The sequence below is a fragment of the Flavobacterium sp. LB2P53 genome (genome assembly GCF_003970305.1).
Taxonomy (GTDB): domain Bacteria; phylum Bacteroidota; class Bacteroidia; order Flavobacteriales; family Flavobacteriaceae; genus Flavobacterium.
In genome coordinates, this window is the sequence record NZ_RYDG01000007.1 from 150380 (window position 1) to 175341 (window position 24962).

Here is a 24962-nt window from a genome sequence, read left to right on the forward strand (position 1 = left end):
AATTTATACCCTTAGTCTTCTAATTAAATTAACTTATAGCTTTATGCACAACACCTATAAAATTAAAATTACAATAACTTTTTTGATGACGATAATATCGCTATCAGCCTTTTGTCAATCTAATGTTTTTAAAGTAACACTTGATGCGGGGCATGGCGATCATGATTTTGGTGCTGTATATGAAGGACGAATAGAAAAAAACATAGCTTTGGCTGTCGTTCTAAAAGTTGGTAAGTTATTAGAAGCTACTCCACAAATTGATGTGAATTTTACACGAAAAACAGATGTTTTTATTGACTTAATTGAAAGAGCCAATATTGCCAATAGATTCAATGCTAATATTTTTGTGTCAATTCATTGTAATGCCAACAGAAATACCGCTGCCGATGGTACAGAAACCTACGTGATGGGTTTAAGTAAGATAGCCTCTAACCTAGAAGCGGCTAAAAAAGAGAATTCTGTAATCACTCTTGAAAAAGATTACAAACAAAAATATGAAGGATTTGATCCAAACTCTCCGGAAACTATGATTGGGATGACCTTGATGCAGGAAGAATATTTAGACAACAGTATTTCACTGGCCAGTAAGGTAGAAGATGCTTTTGCAGATTTAGGAAAAAAAATACGTGGAGGAGGAGTTAAACAAGCGCCATTTATGGTGCTTCATAAAGCCTACATGCCACGAGTATTGATAGAAATGGGGTTTATTTCTAATCCGACTGAAGGAAATAGATTAAATTCAGAAGAAGGCCAGAACGAAATTGCCAAAGCCATTGCAGGAGCTATAATCGATTATAAAAAAGAATATTTTGGAAGTGGAGAATCGGAAGCATTTGAAGTAAAGCCTTCGCAAAAAATTATTGAAAAACAAGTTAAGGATACTGCAACGCCTTTAAAATCAAAAACAAACCTTCAAGTTATTGAAACTAAAAAAGCAATCGATAATACTAAAACCTCATTCAAAGTGCAACTTTTGGCTAGTATCAAAAAAGTAGCGCTCCTGCCTAGAAATTTTAAAGGATTAAAAAATATCTCTGTTGCCTATGAAAATAGAGTCTACAAATATATGTATGGAGAAACAACGGATTACGATGAAGCAAGAAAGCAATTAACAGAGGCAAAAGAGAAAGGATATGATACTGCTTTTTTGATCGCTTTTAAAAATGGAGAAAAAATAAGCATTCAAGAAGCGATTAAATAACAAGTGCTACAGTAGTATTGATTAAAAAAATAAGTTTTATTTCGAAAATAATACGAGCGAATTCGCAATTCTAAAAGTATTTTTATTGGTCTTGTTGAACTTTTTTTCTCAGACCGATTTATTTTATTTTAATGCGGTCACGGCGGTAAAAACCCAGTAAATTTGCACAATAGTTTTGTTGAAAAGCAAATGCGCTTACGACAATATTAAAGTTAAAAAAACAGATCTAAAGATGCGTACGACGTTCAAGTAGTCTATCCCAAAACAACATATTTGTTAAACTATAACTGGTTTTATTAAATAAAAAGTTAAAAGCATCTAATTTCAAAGTGTCTGAAGAGCTTCTACTGATAGCGGATGACAGGATCATTAGTATTAGCTATAAATCTAAATATCAGATTATTATTTAGCAAAAAAAAATCGATATGGTTAAACCTAAAAAGATACGTCCGGACACTTAATTGCATTTAATGTTGGAGAAAAAATAAGTGTAGAATAAGCTCTTAAATAATAACAACAACTTAAAATATTTTACATTAAATTTGTAAAAAATACTTGAATTTTGAAAATAACACGAGAAATTAAAACTGCTATCTTAGTAATTGCTTCTATTTTATTATTTATTTGGGGCTATAGTTTTTTGAAAGGAAGAGATCTTTTCACAAATTATAAAACATTTTATGTAGAATATAAAAGTGTTGAAGGTCTAGCCACATCCTCACCTGTTACCCTGAACGGTTTGGTGGTTGGTAAAGTAAATAGTATTACCATAAATGAAAACACAGGACTATTATTAGTTGAATTGCAATTGAAAACTGATTTTCCTATTTCTAAATCCAGTAGGGCTTCTATTTATGAGCCAGGATTTATTGGAGGAAAACAAATTGCAATTATCCCTAATTTTAAAGATAAAAGCTTGGCACTTGATGGTCAGAAATTGCAAGGCGGAGTGAAATTAGGACTTACTGATAAAGTAGGGGATCAATTAGCACCTCTTCAGGAAAAACTAGAAAAACTATTGTTAAGCACGGATAAATTAATTTCCGGTTTTAATAACGTTCTGGATCAAAAAGGGCAGCAGGATTTAAAACTCACTCTAGCTGAATTGAGCAAAACCATTGAACAATTTCATAAAGTGTCCTTAAATGTCAATACTTTATTAGAAACGAATAAAGCACAAATCAACGGAGTCGTTAGCAATTTTTCTAAAATATCGGGTAATTTTTCTAAAATATCAGATTCCTTGAATAAAGCCGATCTTGGAAAAACGGTAAAAAATCTCAATGCAACTCTAGGAAGAGTTGATGGTATTATGAGTGGTTTAGAATCTGGGAAAGGTTCTATGGGTAAATTGCTAAACGACGAGGCTTTCTACCAAAACATAAAAAACGCCACAAAAGAATTAGAATTATTATTACAAGATATTAGACTTTATCCCACTCGATATGTCAATATTTCTTTATTTGGAAAGAAAAATAAACCGTATGTAGGTCCTGTAAATGATTCTATATCTAATGAAATAAAATAGCAATTATGAGCTACTTAGACAACATTTTATTTGCCGTTATATTGGTAATTGGTTTTGGTTATTTTTTCAACAGTGTTAAAAAAATCAGACGAAATATCAATCTTGGAACGGATGTAAATCGCTTTGATAATCCAAAAGCGCGCTGGATTAATATGGCCATGATAGCTCTTGGTCAATCAAAAATGGTCAAAAAACCTATCGCTGGAGCATTGCATGTTATTGTTTATGTGGGTTTTATTATTATAAATATTGAATTGCTAGAAATTATTATCGACGGACTTTTTGGGACACATCGTGTTTTTGCTTTTTTAGGAACTACGTATGATGTGCTGATTGCTTCTTTCGAAATTTTAGCTTTTTTAGTTTTAGTAGCAGTTTTTGCTTTTTGGAGCAGAAGAAATGCCATCAAATTGAAAAGATTTGTAAGCTCTGATTTAAAAGGCTGGCCAAAAAATGATGCAAACTATATCTTGTATTTTGAGGTGGTTCTTATGACATTATTTTTATTGATGAACGCTTCTGATTTGCATTTACAAAATGTCCCCGGAGGTTTTTCTCATTTTATAAAAGCCGGTTGGTTTCCTATCAGTCAATTTATTGAACCTATCTTTAACGGAATATCAAATGAATTGGTAATGTTGCTTTCAGAGATATTCTGGTGGTTGCATATTGTGGGTATTTTAATTTTTATGAATTACTTGTATTTTTCAAAACATTTACATATTCTGTTAGCATTCCCAAATACGTATTTTGCAAATCTAAATCCGCAAGGACAATTTGATAATTTAGAATCCGTTACTAAAGAAGTGAAGTTAATGATGGATCCTAATGCTGATCCTTTTGCGGCAGCACCAGTGGATGAGAATGCGGTTCCAAGTAAATTTGGTGCCAGTGATATTCAGGACTTAAACTGGGTTCAATTATTGAATGCGTATACCTGTACAGAATGTGGTCGTTGTACGTCAGCTTGTCCAGCCAATATTACAGGAAAAAAATTGTCTCCACGTAAAATTATGATGGATACCAGAGATCGAATGGAAGAAGTAGGAAGAAATATTGATGCCAATAAAGGTGTTTTTATTCCGGACAACAAAACATTATTAAACGATTACATCACACCAGAAGAGCTTTGGGCATGCACTTCTTGTAATGCGTGCGTGGAAGAATGTCCTGTAAACATTAGCCCGCTTTCAATTATTATGGATATGCGTCGCTATTTAGTAATGGAACAAAGTGCGGCACCAATGCCAATAAACGCCATGATGACTAATATAGAGAATAACGGTGCGCCATGGCAATACAATCAGCAAGACCGATTGAATTGGAAAAACGAATAGGCGTTAAATCGCGTCACTGTTTAATAGGCTATTTGTATTACGAATAACCGATTTACAAATGAAGATTTTGTCATTAACCAAATAAGCAAATAACCGAATCAACAAGATAGTATGTCAGAGAATTTAATAGTGCCTACCATGGCCGAAATGTTAGCTCAAGGGAAACAACCAGAAGTTTTATTTTGGGTGGGTTGTGCAGGAAGTTTTGACGATAGAGCGAAGAAAATAACGAAGGCTTTTGTTCGGATTTTAAATCGGGCTAATGTTCCTTTTGCCGTTTTAGGTACTGAAGAAAGCTGTACAGGTGATCCTGCCAAAAGAGCTGGTAATGAGTTTTTGTTTCAAATGCAGGCCATGATGAATATTGAGGTTTTGAATGCATACGAAGCAAAAAAAATTGTTACCGCTTGTCCACATTGTTTCAATACACTAAAAAATGAATATCCGGAATTAGGCGGAAAATATGAAGTGGTTCACCACACGGAGTTTTTGAAATCCTTGTTAGATGACGGAAGGCTGACCATTGAAGGTGGACAATTCAAGGGTAAACGAATTACTTTTCACGATCCTTGTTATTTAGGAAGAGCTAATAATGTGTATGAAGCACCAAGAGAATTGATTCTTAAATTGGATGCTGAATTAGTTGAAATGAAGCGTTCTAAAGCTAACGGTTTATGTTGCGGTGCAGGTGGAGCCCAAATGTTTAAAGATGCTGAACCTGGAAATAAGGAAGTCAATATAGAAAGAACCGAGGAGGCATTAGAAACAAAACCAGAAATTATTGCCGCAGGCTGTCCTTTTTGTAATACCATGATGACGGACGGTATTAAAAATAAAGAAAAAGAAGGCGAAGTAAAAGTGATGGATATTGCGGAACTAATTGCTAATGCGCAGGATCTTTAGTGTACAGTGTCTAAGTAATCAGCAATGCTCTATAATTTATTACACCTAACTTCATAAATCTACAATCTAAAATCACAAATCTAAAATCGTATGTACGTTCCATTTGAAAATTTACCCGAAGAATCTAAAATCTGGATTTATCAATCAAACAGAAAATTTTCGGATGCCGAATTTTCTGAAATAGAAAGCGCCTTGCAATCTTTTCTGGAAGGTTGGGCTGCGCATGGTACTAGTCTAGAATCCTCGTACCAATTAAAATACAACCGGTTTATCATTATTGCCGTAAATCAGGATGTACAAGCTGCAACAGGATGCTCTATAGATTCCTCTGTAGAATTTATTCAAAATTTAGAACAAAAATATACCGTAGATTTATTGGATAAAATGAACGTTACCTTCAAACTTGGAGAACATATAGCACACAAGCCGTTGATTGATTTCAAGAAAATGGTAAAAGATAAAGCGGTTACTGAAAATACCATCGTTTTCAATAATTTAGTTAATAATATAGAAGAATACAATGAATCCTGGGAAGTTCCTGCCATTGATAGCTGGCACAGTCGTTTTTTTTAAACAAAATAGTCAGATGAAAAAGATAAGCATCAGAAATAGTTTTTTTTATGTCTTATTTCTTTTTATTGCTGTTGGTTGTGTTGGTACAAAAACAAATAAGAATAAAGTAATTGTAACCAACATTCCGTCCAAAATTGAAAATTTAGACAGTATTGCTTTAAGTAATATGCCCACACTTTTTGAGTTGTCTCCTCAAGGCAACAAATGGGTTGATAGTGTTTACAGTGCAATGACTTTAGAGGAAAAATTTGGACAATTGTTTATGGTTGCCGCTTATTCCAATAAAGATTCGACGCATATTAAAGCTATTGATACACTCATAACAGATCATAAAATTGGAGGATTAATTTTCTTTCAAGGTGGACCTGTTCGTCAGGCAAAATTAACCAACCGTTTTCAATCCAAGTCAAAAACTCCATTGTTTATTGGTAGTGATGCGGAATGGGGTTTGGGTATGCGATTGGACTCTACCTACAGTTATCCCTGGAATATGACTCTTGGAGCCATCCAAGACATGAAATTATTGGAGAAAGTAGGTGTTCAAATAGGACAACAAAGCAAGCGATTGGGATTGCAATTTAACTTTGCTCCAATTCTTGACATCAACTCCAATCCTAAAAATCCTATCATAGGTTTTCGTTCTTTTGGTGAAGATAAATTCAAGGTTACAGCACATGCTATTGCTTTGATGAAAGGGGTGCAAAGTCAAGGCATATTTTCAACAGGAAAGCATTTTCCGGGACATGGCGATACGGATACGGATTCTCATAAAAAATTACCGACCATAAATTCCTCAAAAGAACAATTACAAGACCTAGCGTTTTATCCTTACAAAAAAATGTTTCATGAAGGACTTTCGTCCGTTATGGTAGCCCATTTAAACGTTCCCAGCATAGAACCAAGACCTAATTTTCCTTCCTCAATTTCCTATAATGTGGTTACTGATATTCTTCAGAAAGAATTGGGTTTCAAAGGACTTATTTTTACAGATGCTTTGAATATGAAAAGTGTAAGCGAATTTAAATTACCCAGTGAAATCAATTTTGAAGCTTTTATAGCCGGTAATGACGTGCTGCTGTTTCCTGAAAATGTTCCTGCTGCTATTGAGAAATTTAAATTTGCGTATTCTATAAATTTATTTACGGAGGAACGATTGGCTTTTTCCGTAAAAAAAATTCTGAAATTCAAGTACAAAGCGAATTTGAATAATTTTAAACCAATTGCCACTGAAAATTTATACACCGATTTGAATTCAGTTGAAAATAAAGCTTTACACTATGAGTTGTATGAAAATGCAATTACCGTTCTAAAAAACACGGCTGCTGTTTTGCCGATTAAAAATTTGGACAAACAAAAAATCGCTTATGTAAAAATGGGAGATGACAACAATGATGTTTTTGTTTCAACTTTAAAAAAATACACTGAAGTAACTGTGATTTCAGATGTGAATTTGGATAGTCTTCAGGTGAAATTACACCCTTTTACAACCGTAATCATTGGTTATCACAAATCAGATGTTGCTTTTAGTAATCATGATCTAAGATTGGATGAGTTGGCAAAAATTAAATTTCTAGCCCAAAATAATACTGTAATTCTGGATGTTTTTGCAAAACCATACGCTTTATTACCAATTATAAATTTTGAAGATATTGAAGGTTTAGTTGTTTCTTATCAAAATAGTGCAGTTGCACAGGTCGTTTCGGCAGAACTAATTTTTGGGGCTATTGAAGCCAAAGGGAAACTACCGGTTTCTATTAATACTAGTTTTAATGTAAATGATGGTTTGCCAACAGAAAAATTGAATCGGCTGGGATTCACAACTCCAGAAAATGTTGGGATGAATTCAACGATTTTATCAAAAATTGACAGTATTGCTACTAAAGCAATTGACGCTAAAATGACTCCTGGAATTCAGGTATTGGTAGCCAGAAAAGGAAAAGTTATTTATCAAAAATCATTCGGTCATCATACGTATGATAGAACGATTAAAGTGCAAGACTCCGATATTTATGATGTTGCCTCATTAACGAAAATTATAGCTACATTGCCTAATGTGATGCAGCAATACGATCAGCAAAAAATAAATTTGGAAACAACATTAGGATCAATGTCTCCTATTTTTAAAGATTCCAATAAGGCAAATATTAATTTCAAGGATTTATTGTCGCATTATGCAGGTTTAGCAGCAGGAATACCATTTTACAAGGCTACAATGAATAAATCGCAATCTCCTTCTGATGTTTATTTTAGAAAAATTGCTGAAGAGCAGTTTTCGAAAAAACTAGGAGACAGTCTTTTTATACGAAATGATTTTAGTGACACAATTATGAAAATGATTGTTGAGAGTAAACTGTCATTAAAAAAAGAATACAAATACAGTGATCTTACTTTTATGATTCTGAAGGATTATTTAGAAAAGACAACGGGTAAACCATTAGATGTTTTAATTCAAGAAAATTTCTATCGTTCACTCGGGATGAACAATTCAAGTTTTAATCCATTGACTAAATTTGATAAAAACAGAATTCCGCCAACGGAAACAGATACCTATTTCCGTCGTCAACTTTTACAAGGGTATGTCAATGATTTGTCCGCTGCTTTAGAAGGCGGTGTTTCTGGTCACGCAGGTGTTTTTTCGAATGCTATGGATGTGGCTAAAATAATGGAACTTTATTTACAAAAAGGAAATTATGGAAACCGGCAATATTTTTCTGAAAAAACATTTGATGATTTCAATACGTGCTATTTTTGTGCCGCCGGAAATAGGAGAGGAGTGGGCTTTGATAAACCACAATTAGGTGCTGTAAGACCTACGTGCGGTTGTGCTTCAATGACGAGTTTTGGTCACACTGGTTATACAGGTACAATGGCTTGGGCTGATCCTGAAACGCAAATTGTTTATGTGTTTTTATCTAATAGAACTTTCCCAATTGCAAGTGAAAATAGATTATCGAAAGAAAATATTCGGGAAGATATCCAAAGGGTAATTTATGAAGCGATTATAAACTAAGCAAACGTTAACGTAATAATAAAATAGTTCAAATGAAATTATAGTCAATTTCATTTGAACTATTTTTTTTAAAATGATTTTGTTAGAAGTGTTTCGTTACAAAGTTCACCTGTATTATAGTATATTTGAGATAAAAACAATAGGATGAAAAATAAGAATACTGTAATTGCAAAAATCAATTTAATTGTATGGCTTTTTTGCATGACTTTTGTAAATGCTCAAAATAATGATATAAATATTCTACGAGATATCAATGTTGATCGAAATAAGAATTTAGATCCTACTTTTAAATTAATAACGAATAGTGCGGTTCCCATCGGTCTTGTTACTCCTATTATTATATATTCGGTTGGTTTATTAAAGAAAGATAATGCCGCCAAGAAAGAGGCAATTTTTGTTGGAGAAGCATTCTTAGTAAATGCATTTATTACTACCGCTTTGAAACATACTATAAAAAGACAGCGACCATTTAAAACCTATCCTGATATTGATCAAGCAGCGTCGACCGTGGGTTATTCATTTCCTTCGGGACATACTTCGTCAGCTTTCGCAACGGCAACGTCACTTAGTTTAGCGTATCATAAATGGTATGTTATTGCACCGTCTTTTGTATGGGCAAGTGCCGTGGGATATTCTCGAATGCACTTAGGCGTTCATTATCCAAGCGATGTAGTGGCAGGAGCCGTTTTAGGAAGTGGGTCGGCCTACCTAACCTATAAGGCTAATAAATGGCTTAACAAGAAAAGATCAAGAATGGAAAAATAACGGTTTATACTGTTTACTGTTCTATGAAAACGTAAAATAATTCAAAATGAAAAGATTAAATTATATTTCAAAAACAGTCTGGATAGTATCACTGGTTAGTCTATTTACGGATACAGCGAGCGAAATGCTTTACCCAATAATGCCTATATACCTTAAATCGATTGGGTTCTCGATTGTATTAATTGGTGTTTTAGAAGGCTTTGCCGAGGCTTTAGCTGGATTAAGTAAAGGATATTTTGGTAAGTTATCTGATAGTTCAGGTAAACGTGTTCCATTTGTGCGTCTGGGCTACGGTTTAAGTGCTATTTCAAAACCCATGATGGCGGTATTCGTCTTCCCTCTTTGGATATTTTTTGCCAGAGCAATTGATCGTTTCGGAAAAGGAATTCGTACTGGTGCAAGAGATGCGATTTTATCTGATGAAGCAACTGCTGAAACGAAAGGAAAGATATTTGGATTTCATAGATCAATGGATACGTTTGGTGCCGTTCTAGGACCTGTTATGGCTTTGATTTATCTGCATTTTTATCCACAACAGTATAAAATGCTTTTTTATGTTGCTTTTATTCCAGGTTTACTAGCGGTATTTGCTTCTTTTTTGCTTAACGATAAACTTAAGGTACAGGCAAAGGAGGTAAAACAGATTTCGTTTTTCTCGTTTCTTAGCTATTGGAAAACAAGTCCTGCACAATATCGAAGAGTAGTAACAGGACTATTAGCTTTTGCCTTATTCAATAGTTCCGATGTTTTTTTACTTTTAAAAGCGAAGCAAGCAGGTTTAAATGATACTGTGGTAATAGAGATTTATATTTTTTACAATTTGGTTTATGCTCTTTGTGCATTTCCATTAGGAATTTTTGCTGATAAAATTGGATTGAAGAAAATGTTTACTTTTGGACTTTTTCTATTTGCAATTGTCTATTTTGGAATGGCATTTACTAAAAACAGTTATATTATTGGTGGATTATTTTTAATTTACGGTGTGTATGCTGCTGCAACCGAAGGGATTTCGAAAGCATGGATCAGTAATATTTCTGATAAAAAAGATACTGCGACTGCTATTGGAACTTATTCTGGATTTCAAAGTATTTGCGCCTTATTGGCCAGTTCTTTTGCCGGGGTCCTTTGGTATCAATTTGGTGCGAATACTACATTTTTTATTACTGGGATAACCACATTACTTATTATTATTTATTTTTCGTTTTTCATTAAATATAAAACAATTTAAAATGGCATCCCAACATAAAACTTTACCTGACAACAAATGTTGCGCAGTAGAAGAAAAAAAAGTAAATAAAGCAGAGCAAGATGCAGGATGTTGTTCCTCTCACAGTGAGTCAGAAAATCACGATGAGGAAGATCACGATCATTCTAACGGAAATGAAAGCACCCTCAGAATGTTTTTACCATCTATAATTAGTTTTATAGGATTGCTGATTGCTTTATTGTTTGATAATTACTTTCCTCAATCTTGGTTTAATGGTTGGTTTCGAATCGTTTGGTATGTTGCAGCTTACATTCCGGTAGGGCTTCCAGTTTTGAAAGAAGCTTACGCTAGTATTGGTAAAGGAGCTATTTTTTCTGAATTTTTTCTAATGGGAATAGCTACATTAGGTGCGTTTGGAATTGGTCAATATGCCGAAGGAGTGGCTGTCATGTTATTTTACTCCATTGGTGAATTATTCCAAATGCTCGCCGTTAAAAGAGCAAAATTAAATATAAAATTATTACTGGATCAAAGACCTGATGTTGCAAACGTTGTAATGGGACAAAATGTGATTGCAATTAAAGCTTCGGAAGTGGCTATTGGAGCTGTCATAGAATTAAAACCCGGAGAAAAATTAGCATTAGATGGAATGTTGCTTTCGGATTATGCCACTTTCAATACTGCTGCATTAACAGGCGAAAGCAAACCGGATTCTAAGTCAAAAGGAGATACAATTCTTACCGGAATGATCAATGGCACTTCTATTGCTCAAGTAGAAGTGACTACTGCATTTACAGACAGCAAATTATCTAAAATCCTCCAGATGGTGCAGGATGCCACTGCTAAAAAAGCACCAACAGAATTATTTATTAGGAAGTTTGCTAAAATATACACGCCAATAATAGTGTATCTCGCTATTGCTATATGTGTAGTGCCAATCTTATTTGCAGAAACGTATATATTTAAGGAATGGCTGTACAGAGCCTTACTGTTCTTGGTGGTTTCCTGTCCGTGTGCCTTGGTGATTTCCATTCCGTTAGGGTATTTTGGCGGAATTGGCGCCGCAAGTAAAAACGGAATATTGTTTAAAGGATCTACATTTCTGGATACTATGGCAGCTATTCAGGTAGTGGTGATGGATAAAACAGGGACTTTAACCAAAGGCGTTTTTAAAGTTCAGAAAGTAGTGTCGATAGGAATTCTGGAGTCTGATTTAGTTAACTATACTGCAGCAATTGAAGCTAAATCGACGCATCCGGTTGGTTCCGCAATAGTAGAATTTGCCAAAAATCCTAAAAATGAAATTGTTGTTTCTAATTTCACTGAGATTCCAGGCCTTGGCTTGCAAGGTGTTGTAGATGGAAATGAAATCTTGGTGGGAAGTCCTAAACTGATGAAAAAATTCCATATTGATTATGACACAGATCTTGATGCTATTCCGTACACTATTGTTGTAGTTGCCATCAATCAAAAATATACAGGTTATTTTCTTGTTGCCGATGAAATAAAAGAAGATGCAAAAGCAGCTATTGAAAGTTTACATAAAATAAATATCAAAACAATATTACTTTCTGGGGACAATCAAGCGGTAGTTTTGGCTGTAGCCAAAGAATTAAATATTGATGAAGCTTACGGAAATTTGTTGCCAGCAGATAAAGTCAATAAAGTAACCGCACTTTTAAACCAAAAATTAAAAGTTGCATTTGTTGGAGACGGAGTAAATGATGCTCCAGTCATTGCTCTGGCAGATGCGGGAATTGCTATGGGTGGTTTAGGAAGCGATGCTACTATTGAAACGGCTGATATTGTCATTCAAAATGACCAGCCCACTAAGATTTTTACCGCTATCACCATTGGAAAAAAAACAAAACAAATCGTTTGGCAAAATATTGGATTGGCTTTTTCCGTAAAACTAATAGTTCTCATTCTGGGAGCTGCTGGACTTGCCTCTATGTGGGAGGCGGTTTTTGCAGATGTGGGGGTGGCCTTATTGGCGATTTTAAATGCCGTTCGAATTCAGCGAATGAAATTTTAAATTTGTATTGCATTTAACTTAAAATTCCATAAAACACATTCCTATTTTTCTTAATTTCGTTTCATTAAATTAAATACATGAAAATTGCAATAGTTTGTTATCCTACCTTTGGAGGTAGTGGTGTTGTCGCTACAGAATTAGGACTGGAATTGGCTCGTCGCGGGCATGAAATACATTTCATAACTTACAGTCAGCCCGTACGTTTGGCACTTTTAAGTCCAAATGTGCATTACCACGAAGTAAATGTGCCTGAATATCCATTGTTTCATTACCAACCGTATGAATTGGCCTTATCGAGCAAATTAGTCGATATGGTAAAATTATATAAAATAGAATTGCTTCATGTACATTATGCTATTCCTCATGCCTATGCGGGCTATATGGCAAAACAAATGCTGAAAGACGAAGGCATTGATATTCCAATGGTGACAACATTACACGGAACAGACATCACCTTGGTAGGGAATCACCCGTTTTATAAGCCAGCAGTCACTTTTAGTATCAATAAATCAGATTTTGTTACCTCAGTATCCCAAAGTTTAAAAGACGACACGCTTAAATTATTCAATATAAAAAATGAAATTGAGGTTATTCCTAATTTTATTGAATTGAATAAAAATACAAATAACCTGAACATTCCTTGTCAACGTTCAGTCATGGCCAAGGAAAATGAACGAATTATAACGCACATCAGTAATTTTAGAAAAGTAAAACGAATTCCGGATGTCATTAAAATTTTCTATAATATTCAAAAAGAGATTCCGGCTAAATTGATGATGGTTGGTGATGGCCCTGAAAAAGAAAAAGCAGAATATTTATGTCAGGAATTGGGTATACTAGACAAGGTAATCTTTTTTGGTAACAGCAACGAAATTGATAAGATTTTGTGCTTAACTGACTTGTTTTTACTCCCATCTGAAACAGAAAGTTTTGGTTTGGCAGCCCTTGAAGCTATGGCGTGTAAAGTTCCTGTTATCTCTAGTAATTCAGGCGGTTTACCCGAAGTTAATTTTGAAGGCATTTCCGGCTATTTAAGTGATGTAGGAAATACAGAGGAAATGGCTCAAAACGCATTGAAAATTCTAAAAGATGATTTGACGCTTGCTAAATTTAAAGAAAACGCATTAGCTGTTGCCAAACAATTTGACATAAAAAATATTTTGCCCCTTTACGAAGAGTTATATCAAAAAGCCATTAATAAATACTTATAGACACACAGGAATTATTTTTGAAATTATTAAATGTAAAAACATAAAAATGAAAAAAGTAATGCTGTCGTTCCTTGCTATAACTGTCGTTTCCTGCGGTAGCGTTTCTTTAAAAAGTACAGATGCCACTACAGCGCTATATGAAGTTTTGACTCAGCAAACTAATGGTGGAGCTAGTATCCGTTTTTTTGAGATTCTTTCTGAGCCAAGCGAAATTAGAATGCTGCAGAATGATGCAAACTTAAAAAATAAGATTAATGCTAATGATATTCTGAATGCTAATTTTGTTGTTTTGAATATGGGAGAGAAAACCACTGGCGGATATGCCATAGGAATTGATAATGTAATTGAAACGGATAAAAATATAATTATAACAGTTCAAGAAACAAATCCTGAGCCGGGTAGTATGGTGACACAAGCTTTTACGACTCCTTTTTGTGTTGTGAAAATAAATTCCAAGAAAGAGATTCTTATAAAATAAAAAATGCCACTATTTCTAGTGGCATTTTTTTTATTCTTTTGAAATATTAGAATTGGTATTTAAGAGCTAAAGCTACATCAGAACCGTAATTGTTTCTGTAATAATCGCTACCACCAAACTCTGGTCTGAAATCTAAAGAGATTAACAATGGAATATCAAAATTATATTCGATACCTATATCTCCGGCAACAAATGCGAAAGTTCCATTATTATAATTTCTATTATCATAATAATCTCTATTGTAGTTTCCTACACCACCACCAATACCTGCATACCAGTTGAATCCACCATCAATGTTCCATACCCACTGATACAAACCAGTTAATTTGATGGCATTGTCATCATAATTATCATTGTTATAATTATTTCTGTTTCTCCAACCTAAGTCTAATTCTAAACGATTGTTATCGCCTAAACCTCTTTGATAGGTGATCTCAGTACCAAAACCACCACTGTCACCAAAACGAAGGCCTAGTGCATTTTTTGAAATCTCTTGTGCTTGTGAGGTGAATGCTAATCCAATTAGCATTATAACCGATAAAATAATTTTTTTCATAAGTAAATTTTTATAAATACAAAGATATTACTAACTTTGTGATTAAATTTACAAAATTAATTGTAAATGTTTCATAATTCACACTTTTGATATAAAACCACCATTAATCTAAAATAGTTTTTTTAAAGAAAATAGCAGGTGTAACATACTGAGTACTGATTAAATCCTCCATCTCAAAAAGATTTTCATCTTCAGCATAATTAGTTTCTGAGTAGTGAAATAATTTCCAACGTTTTTTATTGTATTCCAATGCGGTTAAATTCTCCACCCAATCCCCGGAATTCAAATACAAAGTAGCCCCGTTTTTATTCTCTTTTTTGATTATTTTTGGCTCGTGAATATGACCGCAAATTACATAATCGTAGTTGTTTTCGATGGCGAGTTCCGTGGCTGTTTTTTCAAAATCCGAAATGTGCTTTACTGCCTTTTTTACACCAGCCTTTATTTGTTTAGAAAAAGAGTAGGGCTCTTTCCCTATTTTTGATAAGCACCAATTTACAAATCGATTCAAAAGTATCAGATAATCATATCCTAAACCGCCTAATTTTGCAATCCATTTTGAGTGTTGTACGGAAGCATCAAAGACATCACCGTGAAATATCCAGGCTTTTTTGTCATCAAGATCCAAGACTAACTTGTCCACCAATGCAAAATTACCCATACTCATATCGCTAAACTTTCGGAGCATTTCATCATGATTTCCAGTAATATAATAGACTTTTGTTCCCTTTGAAGCAAAACTGATGATTTTTTGGATAACCTTTAAATGCGCTTTGGGAAAATAGGATTTTCTAAATTGCCATACATCAATAATATCTCCATTTAAGACTAAAATTTTAGGTTTAATTGCAGATAAATAATTATAAAGTTCTTTAGCATGACTTCCATAAGTCCCCAGATGTACATCAGAAATCACCACTAACTCGACTTTTCTTTTTTTCAAGGTGTTTGAATTTGAATTTTATCAAATTAATGGAATTCTACTGAATTGAAATGCGATTAAAGGTTAATAAATAGTTTTCAATATTAATTTAAAGTCAATAAATAGATATTGCTATTCAAAAGTTTAGTGGTTAAAATTTTGAACTTTAAACTAAAATACTACTTTTGTTCAAAACTAATCAGTATGGCAGGAAATAGCTACGGAACACTATTTAGAATAACAACTTTTGGAGAATCTCACGGTGACGCTTTAGGAGGGATAATAGACGGTTGTCCTCCCGGAATAACAATAGATTTAGAAGCAATTCAATTTGAAATGTCCCGCAGAAAGCCAGGCCAATCAGCAATAGTTACTCAACGCAAAGAACCGGATGACGTTCAATTTCTTTCCGGAATCTTTGAAGGTAAAACCACCGGTACACCCATAGGTTTTATTATTCCTAATACCAATCAAAAATCAGATGATTATTCTCATATAAAAGACAATTACAGACCCAGTCATGCGGATTATGTGTATGAAAAAAAATATGGGGTTAGGGATTATCGTGGCGGTGGACGCAGTTCTGCGCGGGAAACTGCCAGTAGAGTTGTGGCGGGAGCTGTAGCAAAACAAATGTTGCCAGACATAAAAATTAATGCATACGTTTCTTCTGTAGGACCTATTTTTTTAGACAAACCCTACCAAGATTTAGATTTTTCGAAAACCGAAAATAATCCGGTTCGTTGCCCAGATGAACAGGCAGCGGTAATCATGGAAGAATATATTCGTGATATCCGAAAACAAGGGGATACTGTGGGCGGAACCGTAACCTGTGTGATTCAAAATGTACCTATTGGTTTAGGAGAGCCCGTTTTTGATAAGCTTCACGCAGAACTTGGCAAAGCAATGCTTTCTATTAATGCCGTAAAAGGATTTGAATTTGGAAGTGGTTTTGAAGGCGCTAAGATGAAAGGAAGTGCGCATAATGATTTATACAATGCTGACGGAACGACAAAAACCAATCTTTCAGGTGGAATTCAAGGAGGAATCAGTAACGGAATGGATATTTATTTTCGCGTGGCTTTCAAACCTGTGGCCACCATTATGCAAAAACAAGAATCACTGGACAATAAAGGCAATATTACAGAAATGACTGGAAAAGGGCGTCATGATCCTTGTGTAGTACCGCGTGCTGTGCCTATTGTTGAGGCAATGGCAGCCATTGTATTAGCTGATTTTTATTTGATAAATAAAACATATCAGTAGTAATTGTTGATACTTTTTATGTTTTTTACAATACCATTTTTTACCTGACTGCGAGTAAAATTTTTTTTATAATCAAGGTTGATCCTACAATCTTATAACCAATTTAATGAATATGAATACAACTAAAAAGCCGTCCTTTTTTTCAGGATTAACAGGGCAAATATTAATAGCTATGGTTTTGGGTGCTATTTTAGGCATTATCATTCATAATTCTATTTCACCGGAAGCAGCTCAAAATTTTAGTAACAAAATTAAAATTCTGGCTACTATTTTTATTCGACTGGTTCAAATGATTATTTCGCCATTGGTATTTACGACGTTGGTGGTAGGAATTGCGAAACTTGGGGATATCAAAGCGGTGGGGAGAATTGGAGGAAAAGCGATGGGATGGTTTTTTACAGCTTCATTTATCTCTTTGTTATTGGGGATGTTTTTTGTAAACATACTAGAACCGGGAGTTGGCCTTAATTTATCAAATGTTGATATGGGATCAGTTTCAGAAGTCACAGCGAAAACACAAAACATATCTTTTGAAAACTTTATTGAGCATATAGTACCTAAAAGTATTTTTGAAGCAATGGCTACTAATGAAATTTTACAAATTGTAATATTTTCGATTTTCTTTGGTCTGGCAGCGGCTGCATTAGGTGATTATGTGAAGCCAGTGACAAATGCTTTGGATAAAATATCTCATATTGTTCTGAAAATGGTAAACTACGTTATGAAGTTTGCCCCAATAGGAGTATTTGGTGCTATAGCAGGAGTATTTGCGGTTAGAGATTTTCAGGAATTGGCAATTACCTATTTCAAGTTCTTTGGTTCTTTCTTAATTGGAATTTCCTCACTTTGGGTCGTGTTGATTGTTGTGGGGTATGTATTTCTAAAAAGCAGAATGACCGTTTTGCTAAAAAGAATTGTAAGTCCATTGATTATTGCTTTTGGAACAACCAGCAGTGAAGCTGTTTTTCCAAAATTGACCGAAGAATTAGAACGTTTTGGAGTCAAGGACAGAATTGTTTCTTTCATGTTGCCGCTCGGGTATTCTTTTAACTTGGATGGAAGTATGATGTACATGACTTTTGCCAGTATTTTTATTGCGCAAGCCTACGGAATTGATTTGGATTTGGGTACGCAAATGACCATGCTTTTAGTTTTGATGCTTACCAGTAAAGGAATTGCAGGAGTACCAAGAGCGAGTTTAGTGGTTGTTGCTGCAACTTGTGGTATGTTTGACATTCCAATCGAAGGAATTGCTTTAATTTTACCTATTGACCATTTTTGTGATATGTTTCGTAGCGCAACCAATGTGTTAGGAAATGCTTTAGCAACATCGGTAGTTGGAAGCTGGGAAAAAGACGAGGATTCCGAAACGGTTTCATTAGACTAAATAATAAAAAACTCCTCAAATAATGAGGAGTTTTTTTTTGTAAAATATCAGTTTGTCTGATTCAAATGAATTTAAAATTATGAAAAAACTTGCTTTACATTGGAAAATTCTTTTAGGAATGATTCTAGGACTCCTTTTTGGATTAGTAATGAAAAACTTAGAACAAAAAGGAATCGTAATTGACTGGATAAAACCTTTTGGAACTATTTTTATAAACTTACTCAAAATGATTGCTGTTCCCTTAATTGTGGTTTCATTGATTGTTGGATTAGCAGATTTAAAAGATATTTCTAAACTTTCTAAATTAGGAGGAAGGACAGTCTTTTTTTACTTATGTTCCACAGTAATAGCAGTCATTATTGGTTTGTTGTTAGCCAATTTAATTAAGCCCGGAACTTACATTAACGAAGAATCCAGAATAAGCTTACTTGAAAATTTTTCGGTTGATGCTTCTCAAAAAATTGAATTGGCGGTAAAAGCTAAAAATAGTGGGCCACTGCAACCTTTGATAGATATTGTACCAGATAATTTTTTTAAAGCTTTAAGTGATAATGGAAGTATGTTGCAAGTCATTTTTTTTGTTATTTTAATTGGGATCGGTCTCATTTTAATTGAAGAAAAAAAATCAAAACCTGTCGTTGATTTCTTTAAGGGATTGAATGATGTAATTCTGAAAATTATTGACATTATCATGCTTTTTTCACCAGTTGGTGTTTTCGCACTGATGGCCGCACTGATGGTCGAAATTCCAGATTTTTCAACATTAGGAGCGCTGGGAATCTATGGATTAACGGTTTTGCTTGGCTTGTTTTTGATGATGTTTGTGTTTTATCCAAGCTTATTAATGATTTTTGCAAAAGTAAATCCAATACAGTTTTTTAACGCCATTGCGCCCGCCCAATTATTGGCTTTTTCAACAAGTTCAAGTGCAGCTGCACTGCCCGTTACCATGGAATGTGTTACCGAGCGTTTAGGAGTTGATGAAGAGGTTTCCAGTTTTGTTTTGCCTCTGGGAGCAACAGTAAACATGGATGGAACTAGCTTGTATCAAGCAGTAGCTGCGATATTTATAGCTCAAGCAATGCTTCCGGAAGCTTTAGACCTCAGTACACAATTGATGATAGTTGTTACTGCAACACTGGCTTCTATAGGATCAGCAGCGGTTCCTAGTGCCGGAATGGTGATGCTTGTTATTGTTCTTGGTCAAGCTGGAATTCCAGAAGCTGGGCTAGCGCTTATTTTTGCTATTGACAGACCTTTGGATATGTGCAGAACTGTAGTCAATGTAACAAGTGATGCAACTATTGCAACTATTGTCGCCAAATCTGTAGGGAAATTAAATAAACCAAAAGAAATTAATTTTTAACTAATAGTTCTTTGTACACCATGAAGTGGATTTAATATATTTGAAATTCATGAGACTTCAAAATAGTTCACTTTTGACACTTAATTGATTAAAATAAATTATTATTTATTGGCGCATAAATTTATATTTAATTAAACTTAATCACTTATGAATCAGGTGTATATTGTGTTATTAATAGTGTTTGTATTTAACTTTTTCAGTGATGACGTACTTGCACAAACGTAAACGGCATGAAACAATGAGATCGTAAAATTAACGGATCATGCGTCACAATACCTGAAGAATGCTGATTTCGAAAAATCCTTGAAAATTTCGAAAATTGCCTTGTACAAAGCCATTACTCAAAAGGATAAATTTTCTATAGTAATTTCTTTAGTACATGACAAAAATAGATAGTATTGAAATTCAAGAAGATTAAGGTCATTTAATTCAAATAATATTTTCATTAAAACGCTTAAAAATAACACGTTAACGATAAATCACTTTTTAACGACAGTTAAAAAGTGATTTATTACAGATGTAAGTCAGTATAACGAATTTAATACCAGCGTTTTTTATTTTGTTTGGAAACCTCTGATTTTCTTGATTTATGAGCTCCACCACTGCGGTTTGAGTTCTTTTGAGTTCCCGCGGGAGCGGTTTCAGGACTTCCTGAATGCCAACCGTATGGGTGATCACTTACGGTTTTTACATCTACTTTTATTAATTTCTGAATGTCTTTCCAATATTGGTGCTCATCTTTGCTACAAAAAGAAATTGCAACACCTTCATTTCCGGCACGACCGGTTCTGCCAATTCGGTGTACATACGTTTCGGGAATATTGGGTAAATCAAAATTAATGACAAATGGTAATTGATCAATATCAATTCCTCTGGCTGCAATATCAGTAGCCACTAAAACATTCACTTCTTTATTCTTGAATCCTTCTAAAACGCGTTGTCTGGCATTTTGAGACTTGTCACCATGAATCGCTTCGGCAGCAATATCGTGTTTGCGCAATGCTTTTACAACGTTGTCAGCTCCGTGTTTTGTTCTTGAAAAAACCAAAACATTAGACAGTTTTTCGTTCTTAATTAAATGATACAGCAAATTTCTTTTTTCTGCTTTTTCAACAAAATATACGCGTTGTTCTACGTTTTCAGCTGTAGAAGAAACAGGAGATACGGTAACTGTTGCAGGATCTTTCAGAAACATTTCGGCTAATTCTCTTATGGCCATTGGCATTGTAGCCGAGAAAAATAAGGTTTGTCTGTTATTAGGGGTCAGTTTTACAATTTTTTTGACATCATTTACAAATCCCATATCCAGCATCTGGTCCGCTTCGTCAAGGACTAAAGTATGCAAATGGTCTAAATCGATGAAACCTTGTTTGACTAAGTCTAGCAAACGTCCTGGAGTAGCAATCAGGATATCAATTCCTTTTTTTAGCATTTCTACCTGTGGCACTTGAGAAACGCCACCAAAAATAGTAAGTTGCACTAAGTTTGTGTATTTTCCATATTGGTCAAAATTTTGTCCAATTTGAACGGCCAATTCTCGGGTTGGGGTGATGACTAAAGCACGGATTGGACTTGCTTTTTTAGAGGACCCTACTATTCTATGCAATTGATGAATAATAGGAATGGCAAATGCGGCCGTTTTTCCGGTACCGGTTTGGGCACAACCAATCATATCTCTACCTGATAATACGATTGGAATGGCTTGTTCTTGTATTGGAGTTGCTTCTAAATAGCCTTGTTCAAATACGGCTTTTTGTATACTTTTTGAAAGTGATAAATCTTCGAATAACATATTTTAAATATTAAATATCATGTATTAAGTACATAGATAGTGCTGCAAAGGTAGTGTTATTTATCGATTAGGTTAATAGGTATTCGTTTAAGCAATTTATCATTTAACCAGTTAGACAATCTGCTGGTTCGATTTAATAAAATCAGTCACCAGATAGCCTATCAGTTTACCTATTAAATGATTGTTTTTTTCTTCGCCTAAATCCGGTGCGCCTTCACAAATGTGTAAATAGGCAGCATTTTTATTTTTGGCAAAATAGTATATAAATTGCCTAAGTTGCTCCACAGAGTATCCACTCATAGTCATGGCACTGCAGGCAATATTAGGAATAGCATCCAAGTCGATCTCTATTCCAAAAAAATCATCATTTATAAATTCCGAAGCGAGCGCCATTTCCTGATCAAAGTTTTTTTCTCTTCTAATACTTACACTATCATAGGTGTTAAAACGAACTCGATCCTCTATTTTCTTAATGATATCCAACACACTTTTTGAAGTGTAGTTTTCATGTAGTCCAAAAATAAAATATTTTTTCAAAAAACCTTCTTCATAAGCATACGAAAAACCATTGCCACTGTGACGTCCTTCTATAATCCTAAAATCAGAATGCGCATCAAAATTGATTGCATTAATAGGTTTGCCTTTGGCGAGTGCAGTTCCTTTTATATTTCCGTATGAATTATTGTGTCCGCCACCAATGATTATTGGAGTTTTACCTGATTTTATAATGTTAAAAATGATATGAGAGACATCTTTGTCTATTTTTTCAACTAATTGGCTTAACTTAAAACGATCATCAATATCATTAAAATCAAGGTGTTCTACTTCCTGCATTTTCTCACTTACGTCTAATTGCCCTAAAACAATTAACTGACTTCCTTTACAAAAACGATTGTGCTGAATATTAGCGATACTTTTTATGGCACTGTCCCAAGCTGAAGCCGCCCCGGGTCGGCCAAAATTAGCTCTTATTCCAATGTCTTCGGGAATACCAAATAATACATATTTAGCCTCACAGGTTGTTAGAAAATCAATTGAATCAACATCTTTTGGGATGGTTATCATTTTTTCTCCAAACTTTATCTCGCCACTTCTGTGGTTCGTAATTTTTGCAAGATCATGAATTGTAAAGCGTATAATTTTTTCCATTAAAAAAAATATTTTTTCCCAAAAATAATATAAATGTATCAACTTGCGTTATTCATTAGTTATATATTGTTAAATTTGTAGAAATTAAATTAATTAAAAGATGGAAAATCAAAAAAGCAGTTCAAGTCTTAAGGCGGTTATAGCAGTGTTGGCTATTTTATTAGTGGGGAGTTTGGTTTACATTTTTAAAATGACTTCCGACGCAGATACCGTTAAAACAGAATTGAAAACTACATTGACCGAAAAAGAATCGGTTATGAAAGATTTGCAGGAATTAAAATCAACGTATGATGCCGCAATTGCTGAAAACACATCCATGTCTGATGAGTTAATTCAAGAAAGAGATAAAGTAGTAAACTTGATGAATGATTTGAGTAAGTCCAAAGGGGATGTAGCTTCATTATCTAAATACAGAACTCAATTCAATGCTTTGCAGGGAAATATGAAAGTTTTAATGGCTGAAAATGAAGGGTTGAAAAAAGAAAACACAACCTTAACTACACAACGAGACAGTACTGTAGTGGTCTTGGGAGAATCTAAAAAATACAACGAAGTATTAGTTGGACAAAACGAAGAATTATCTAAAGCGGTTGAAAAAGGATCTAAATTAACGGTTTTAAATACTAGAGGAACAGCTTTTAAATTAAGAAGTTCTGGAAAACAAATTGAAACAGACAAAGCAAGTAGAGCCGATGTTTTAAGAGTTAATTTTACGATTGCTGAAAATCAAATTGCTATGTCCGGTGACAAAATGTATTACGTACAAGTAATTGACAGCAAAAACAATGTTTTAGGAGACAAGAAAACGGAAAATTTTGGTGAGAATACGTTAACATACAGTTTTGCAACTAATGTGAAATATGAAAACAAAACAATTCTAGTTTCTGAGGATTTAAAAGGGAAAGATTTTGCTAAAGGAACGTATTTTATCAATATTTTTAATAAAGATGTTTTAGTTTCAAAAACAAGTTTTGTGTTGAGATAATCAAAAATTGAAATAATTAGGAAAGAGGAACGTGCTGTTCCTCTTTTTTTATGAAATAATTTCACCTTCAATCAGTACCGTTTCAATTAGAGTACTGCCAAAAGCGTATGGAAGCTGGTAATAGGATGTAATGGGTTTTGTAATAATTAGATTTGCTTTTTTGCCAATAGTAATGCTTCCATGAGTTTCAGAAATTCCCATGGCGTAAGCTCCATTTATTGTGGCAGCATTGATGGCTTCTTCGGGAGTCATTTTCATTTTGATGCATGCCGTTGCTACAACAAAATTCATGTTTCCTGAAGGAGTAGAGCCCGGATTGTAATCCGTTGCAAGGGCAATAGGAAGTCCTGCCGCGATCATTGCTCGTGCGGGAGTGTAGGGAATGCTTAAAAAATATGAGCAAGAAGGCAATGCAACAGGCATTGTGTCGGTATTTTTCAACGCTTTGATATCTTCCGGTTTCATAACCTCTAAATGATCTACTGATAACGCGTTGTATTCAATTCCTGCTTGAATTCCGCCAATTGAGTTGAACTGATTGACGTGAATTTTTGGCTTTAAGCCAAATTTAATTCCGGCTTCCATAATTTTTCGGGTTTCTTCAACAGTAAAATAACCCGCTTCACAAAACACATCGATGAAATCTGCCAGTTTGTTTTTGGCAATTTCAGGAAGCATATCGTTGATAATTAAATCGATATAACCTTGATGGTTTGTTGCATATTCCAATGGAAAAGCGTGAGCACCCAGAAAAGTTGCTTTTATAGTAATGGGATAATTTTTTGATAGCCGCTGAACCACTCGAAGCATTTTCAATTCTCCATCCAGCGTCAAGCCATATCCTGATTTGATTTCTACAGCTCCGGTTCCCAGTTGCATGACTTCCTCCAGACGCACCTTGGATTGGTTATAAATTTCATCTTCGGGAGTTTCGTTGAGTTTTGTAGCTGAATTTAAAATTCCACCACCACAATTGGCGATTTCTTCATACGACAAGCCATTAATCCGATCTACAAATTCCTGTTCTCTATTTCCCGCATACACAATGTGCGTGTGACTGTCACACCATGAAGGTAAAACTATTTTGCCAGTGGCATCAATTATTTTGTCAGCATGTAATTCCGGCAAATTATCCATTGATCCAAAATCAGCAATCAGGTTGTCACTAATGACCAAAAAGGCATTTTTGATGGTGGGAAGAATTGCCATTTCAGCACCGGAAACTTTAGCAATAGCAGTTTCCCTAATCTGGAGTAATTCTTTGATATTGATAAGTAGCGTTGTCATTTTA

20 protein-coding genes are annotated in these 24962 nt (G+C 34.4%); 15 read left to right on the forward strand and 5 right to left on the reverse strand.

Going from position 1 to position 24962, the window contains the following annotated elements:
* The first annotated feature begins 43 nt into the window (after positions 1-43).
* The 11 genes from EKL95_RS10420 to EKL95_RS10470 all read left to right on the forward strand — a co-directional run bounded on the left by EKL95_RS10420 (position 44) and on the right by EKL95_RS10470 (position 14248).
* Complete coding sequence (locus EKL95_RS10420) at positions 44-1201, forward strand: N-acetylmuramoyl-L-alanine amidase (protein WP_126460009.1); 1158 nt, start codon at positions 44-46, stop codon at positions 1199-1201.
* Positions 1202-1763: 562 nt separating this feature from the next.
* The gene (locus EKL95_RS10425; protein WP_126460005.1) at positions 1764-2729 is read left to right on the forward strand and encodes an MlaD family protein; all 966 of its coding nucleotides are present in this window, start codon (positions 1764-1766) and stop codon (positions 2727-2729) included.
* Positions 2730-2734: 5 nt separating this feature from the next.
* Positions 2735-4066, forward strand: coding sequence for a (Fe-S)-binding protein (locus EKL95_RS10430; protein WP_126564194.1), 1332 nt, complete (start codon positions 2735-2737; stop codon positions 4064-4066).
* A gap of 111 nt (positions 4067-4177) precedes the next feature.
* On the forward strand, positions 4178-4969 hold the full coding sequence (locus tag EKL95_RS10435; RefSeq protein WP_126453357.1) for a (Fe-S)-binding protein: 792 nt from the start codon (positions 4178-4180) through the stop codon (positions 4967-4969).
* A 90-nt stretch (positions 4970-5059) separates the two neighbouring features.
* Positions 5060-5542, forward strand: a complete 483-nt coding sequence (locus EKL95_RS10440; protein WP_126459999.1) for an ABC transporter ATPase — start codon at positions 5060-5062, stop codon at positions 5540-5542.
* A gap of 13 nt (positions 5543-5555) precedes the next feature.
* Positions 5556-8552 (forward strand): glycoside hydrolase family 3 N-terminal domain-containing protein, encoded by a 2997-nt coding sequence (locus tag EKL95_RS10445; protein ID WP_126564195.1) that lies wholly within the window; start codon positions 5556-5558, stop codon positions 8550-8552.
* 144 nt (positions 8553-8696) lie between these two features.
* Positions 8697-9317: a phosphatase PAP2 family protein gene (locus EKL95_RS10450; RefSeq protein ID WP_126564196.1), complete on the forward strand. Its 621-nt coding sequence runs from the start codon at positions 8697-8699 to the stop codon at positions 9315-9317.
* Positions 9318-9363: 46 nt separating this feature from the next.
* Positions 9364-10545 (forward strand): MFS transporter, encoded by a 1182-nt coding sequence (locus EKL95_RS10455; RefSeq protein WP_126459990.1) that lies wholly within the window; start codon positions 9364-9366, stop codon positions 10543-10545.
* A 1-nt stretch (position 10546) separates the two neighbouring features.
* The gene (locus EKL95_RS10460; protein ID WP_126564197.1) at positions 10547-12559 is read left to right on the forward strand and encodes a heavy metal translocating P-type ATPase; all 2013 of its coding nucleotides are present in this window, start codon (positions 10547-10549) and stop codon (positions 12557-12559) included.
* A gap of 77 nt (positions 12560-12636) precedes the next feature.
* Complete coding sequence (gene bshA / locus EKL95_RS10465; RefSeq protein ID WP_126459984.1) at positions 12637-13770, forward strand: N-acetyl-alpha-D-glucosaminyl L-malate synthase BshA; 1134 nt, start codon at positions 12637-12639, stop codon at positions 13768-13770.
* 46 nt (positions 13771-13816) lie between these two features.
* Positions 13817-14248 carry a protease complex subunit PrcB family protein gene (locus EKL95_RS10470; protein ID WP_126564198.1) on the forward strand — a complete coding sequence of 144 codons (432 nt, stop codon included), beginning with the start codon at positions 13817-13819 and terminating at the stop codon, positions 14246-14248.
* Between the two features lie 46 nt (positions 14249-14294).
* Here EKL95_RS10470 and EKL95_RS10475 read toward each other — a convergent pair whose 3' ends face one another.
* Together EKL95_RS10475 and EKL95_RS10480 are read right to left on the reverse strand one after the other, a co-directional pair.
* Positions 14295-14804 (reverse strand): hypothetical protein, encoded by a 510-nt coding sequence (locus EKL95_RS10475; RefSeq protein WP_126459978.1) that lies wholly within the window; start codon positions 14802-14804, stop codon positions 14295-14297.
* Between the two features lie 103 nt (positions 14805-14907).
* Positions 14908-15747 carry a UDP-2,3-diacylglucosamine diphosphatase gene (locus EKL95_RS10480; RefSeq protein WP_126459977.1) on the reverse strand — a complete coding sequence of 280 codons (840 nt, stop codon included), beginning with the start codon at positions 15745-15747 and terminating at the stop codon, positions 14908-14910.
* A gap of 183 nt (positions 15748-15930) precedes the next feature.
* On the opposite strand from EKL95_RS10480, the gene aroC reads away from it, so the two are divergent.
* From aroC to EKL95_RS10495, 3 genes are all read left to right on the forward strand, one after another.
* Complete coding sequence (aroC, locus tag EKL95_RS10485) at positions 15931-16992, forward strand: chorismate synthase (RefSeq protein ID WP_126453382.1); 1062 nt, start codon at positions 15931-15933, stop codon at positions 16990-16992.
* 106 nt (positions 16993-17098) lie between these two features.
* On the forward strand, positions 17099-18379 hold the full coding sequence (locus tag EKL95_RS10490) for a dicarboxylate/amino acid:cation symporter (RefSeq protein ID WP_199736821.1): 1281 nt from the start codon (positions 17099-17101) through the stop codon (positions 18377-18379).
* Between the two features lie 79 nt (positions 18380-18458).
* Positions 18459-19745 carry a dicarboxylate/amino acid:cation symporter gene (locus tag EKL95_RS10495; protein ID WP_126459974.1) on the forward strand — a complete coding sequence of 429 codons (1287 nt, stop codon included), beginning with the start codon at positions 18459-18461 and terminating at the stop codon, positions 19743-19745.
* A gap of 538 nt (positions 19746-20283) precedes the next feature.
* On the opposite strand, the gene EKL95_RS10500 is transcribed toward EKL95_RS10495, so the two are convergent.
* Positions 20284-21537 (reverse strand): DEAD/DEAH box helicase, encoded by a 1254-nt coding sequence (locus EKL95_RS10500; protein ID WP_126453388.1) that lies wholly within the window; start codon positions 21535-21537, stop codon positions 20284-20286.
* Positions 21538-21648: 111 nt separating this feature from the next.
* On the reverse strand, positions 21649-22686 hold the full coding sequence (locus tag EKL95_RS10505) for a formimidoylglutamase (protein ID WP_126459968.1): 1038 nt from the start codon (positions 22684-22686) through the stop codon (positions 21649-21651).
* Positions 22687-22786: 100 nt separating this feature from the next.
* Here EKL95_RS10505 and EKL95_RS10510 point away from each other — a divergent pair, with 100 nt between their 5' ends.
* A complete protein-coding gene (locus EKL95_RS10510) occupies positions 22787-23671 on the forward strand; it encodes a hypothetical protein (RefSeq protein WP_126453393.1) in 885 nt (294 codons plus the stop codon).
* A gap of 48 nt (positions 23672-23719) precedes the next feature.
* Here EKL95_RS10510 and hutI read toward each other — a convergent pair whose 3' ends face one another.
* Entirely contained in the window at positions 23720-24958 is a 1239-nt protein-coding gene (gene hutI / locus EKL95_RS10515) for an imidazolonepropionase (protein ID WP_126562190.1), read from the reverse strand.
* Between the last annotated feature and the right edge of the window lie 4 nt (positions 24959-24962).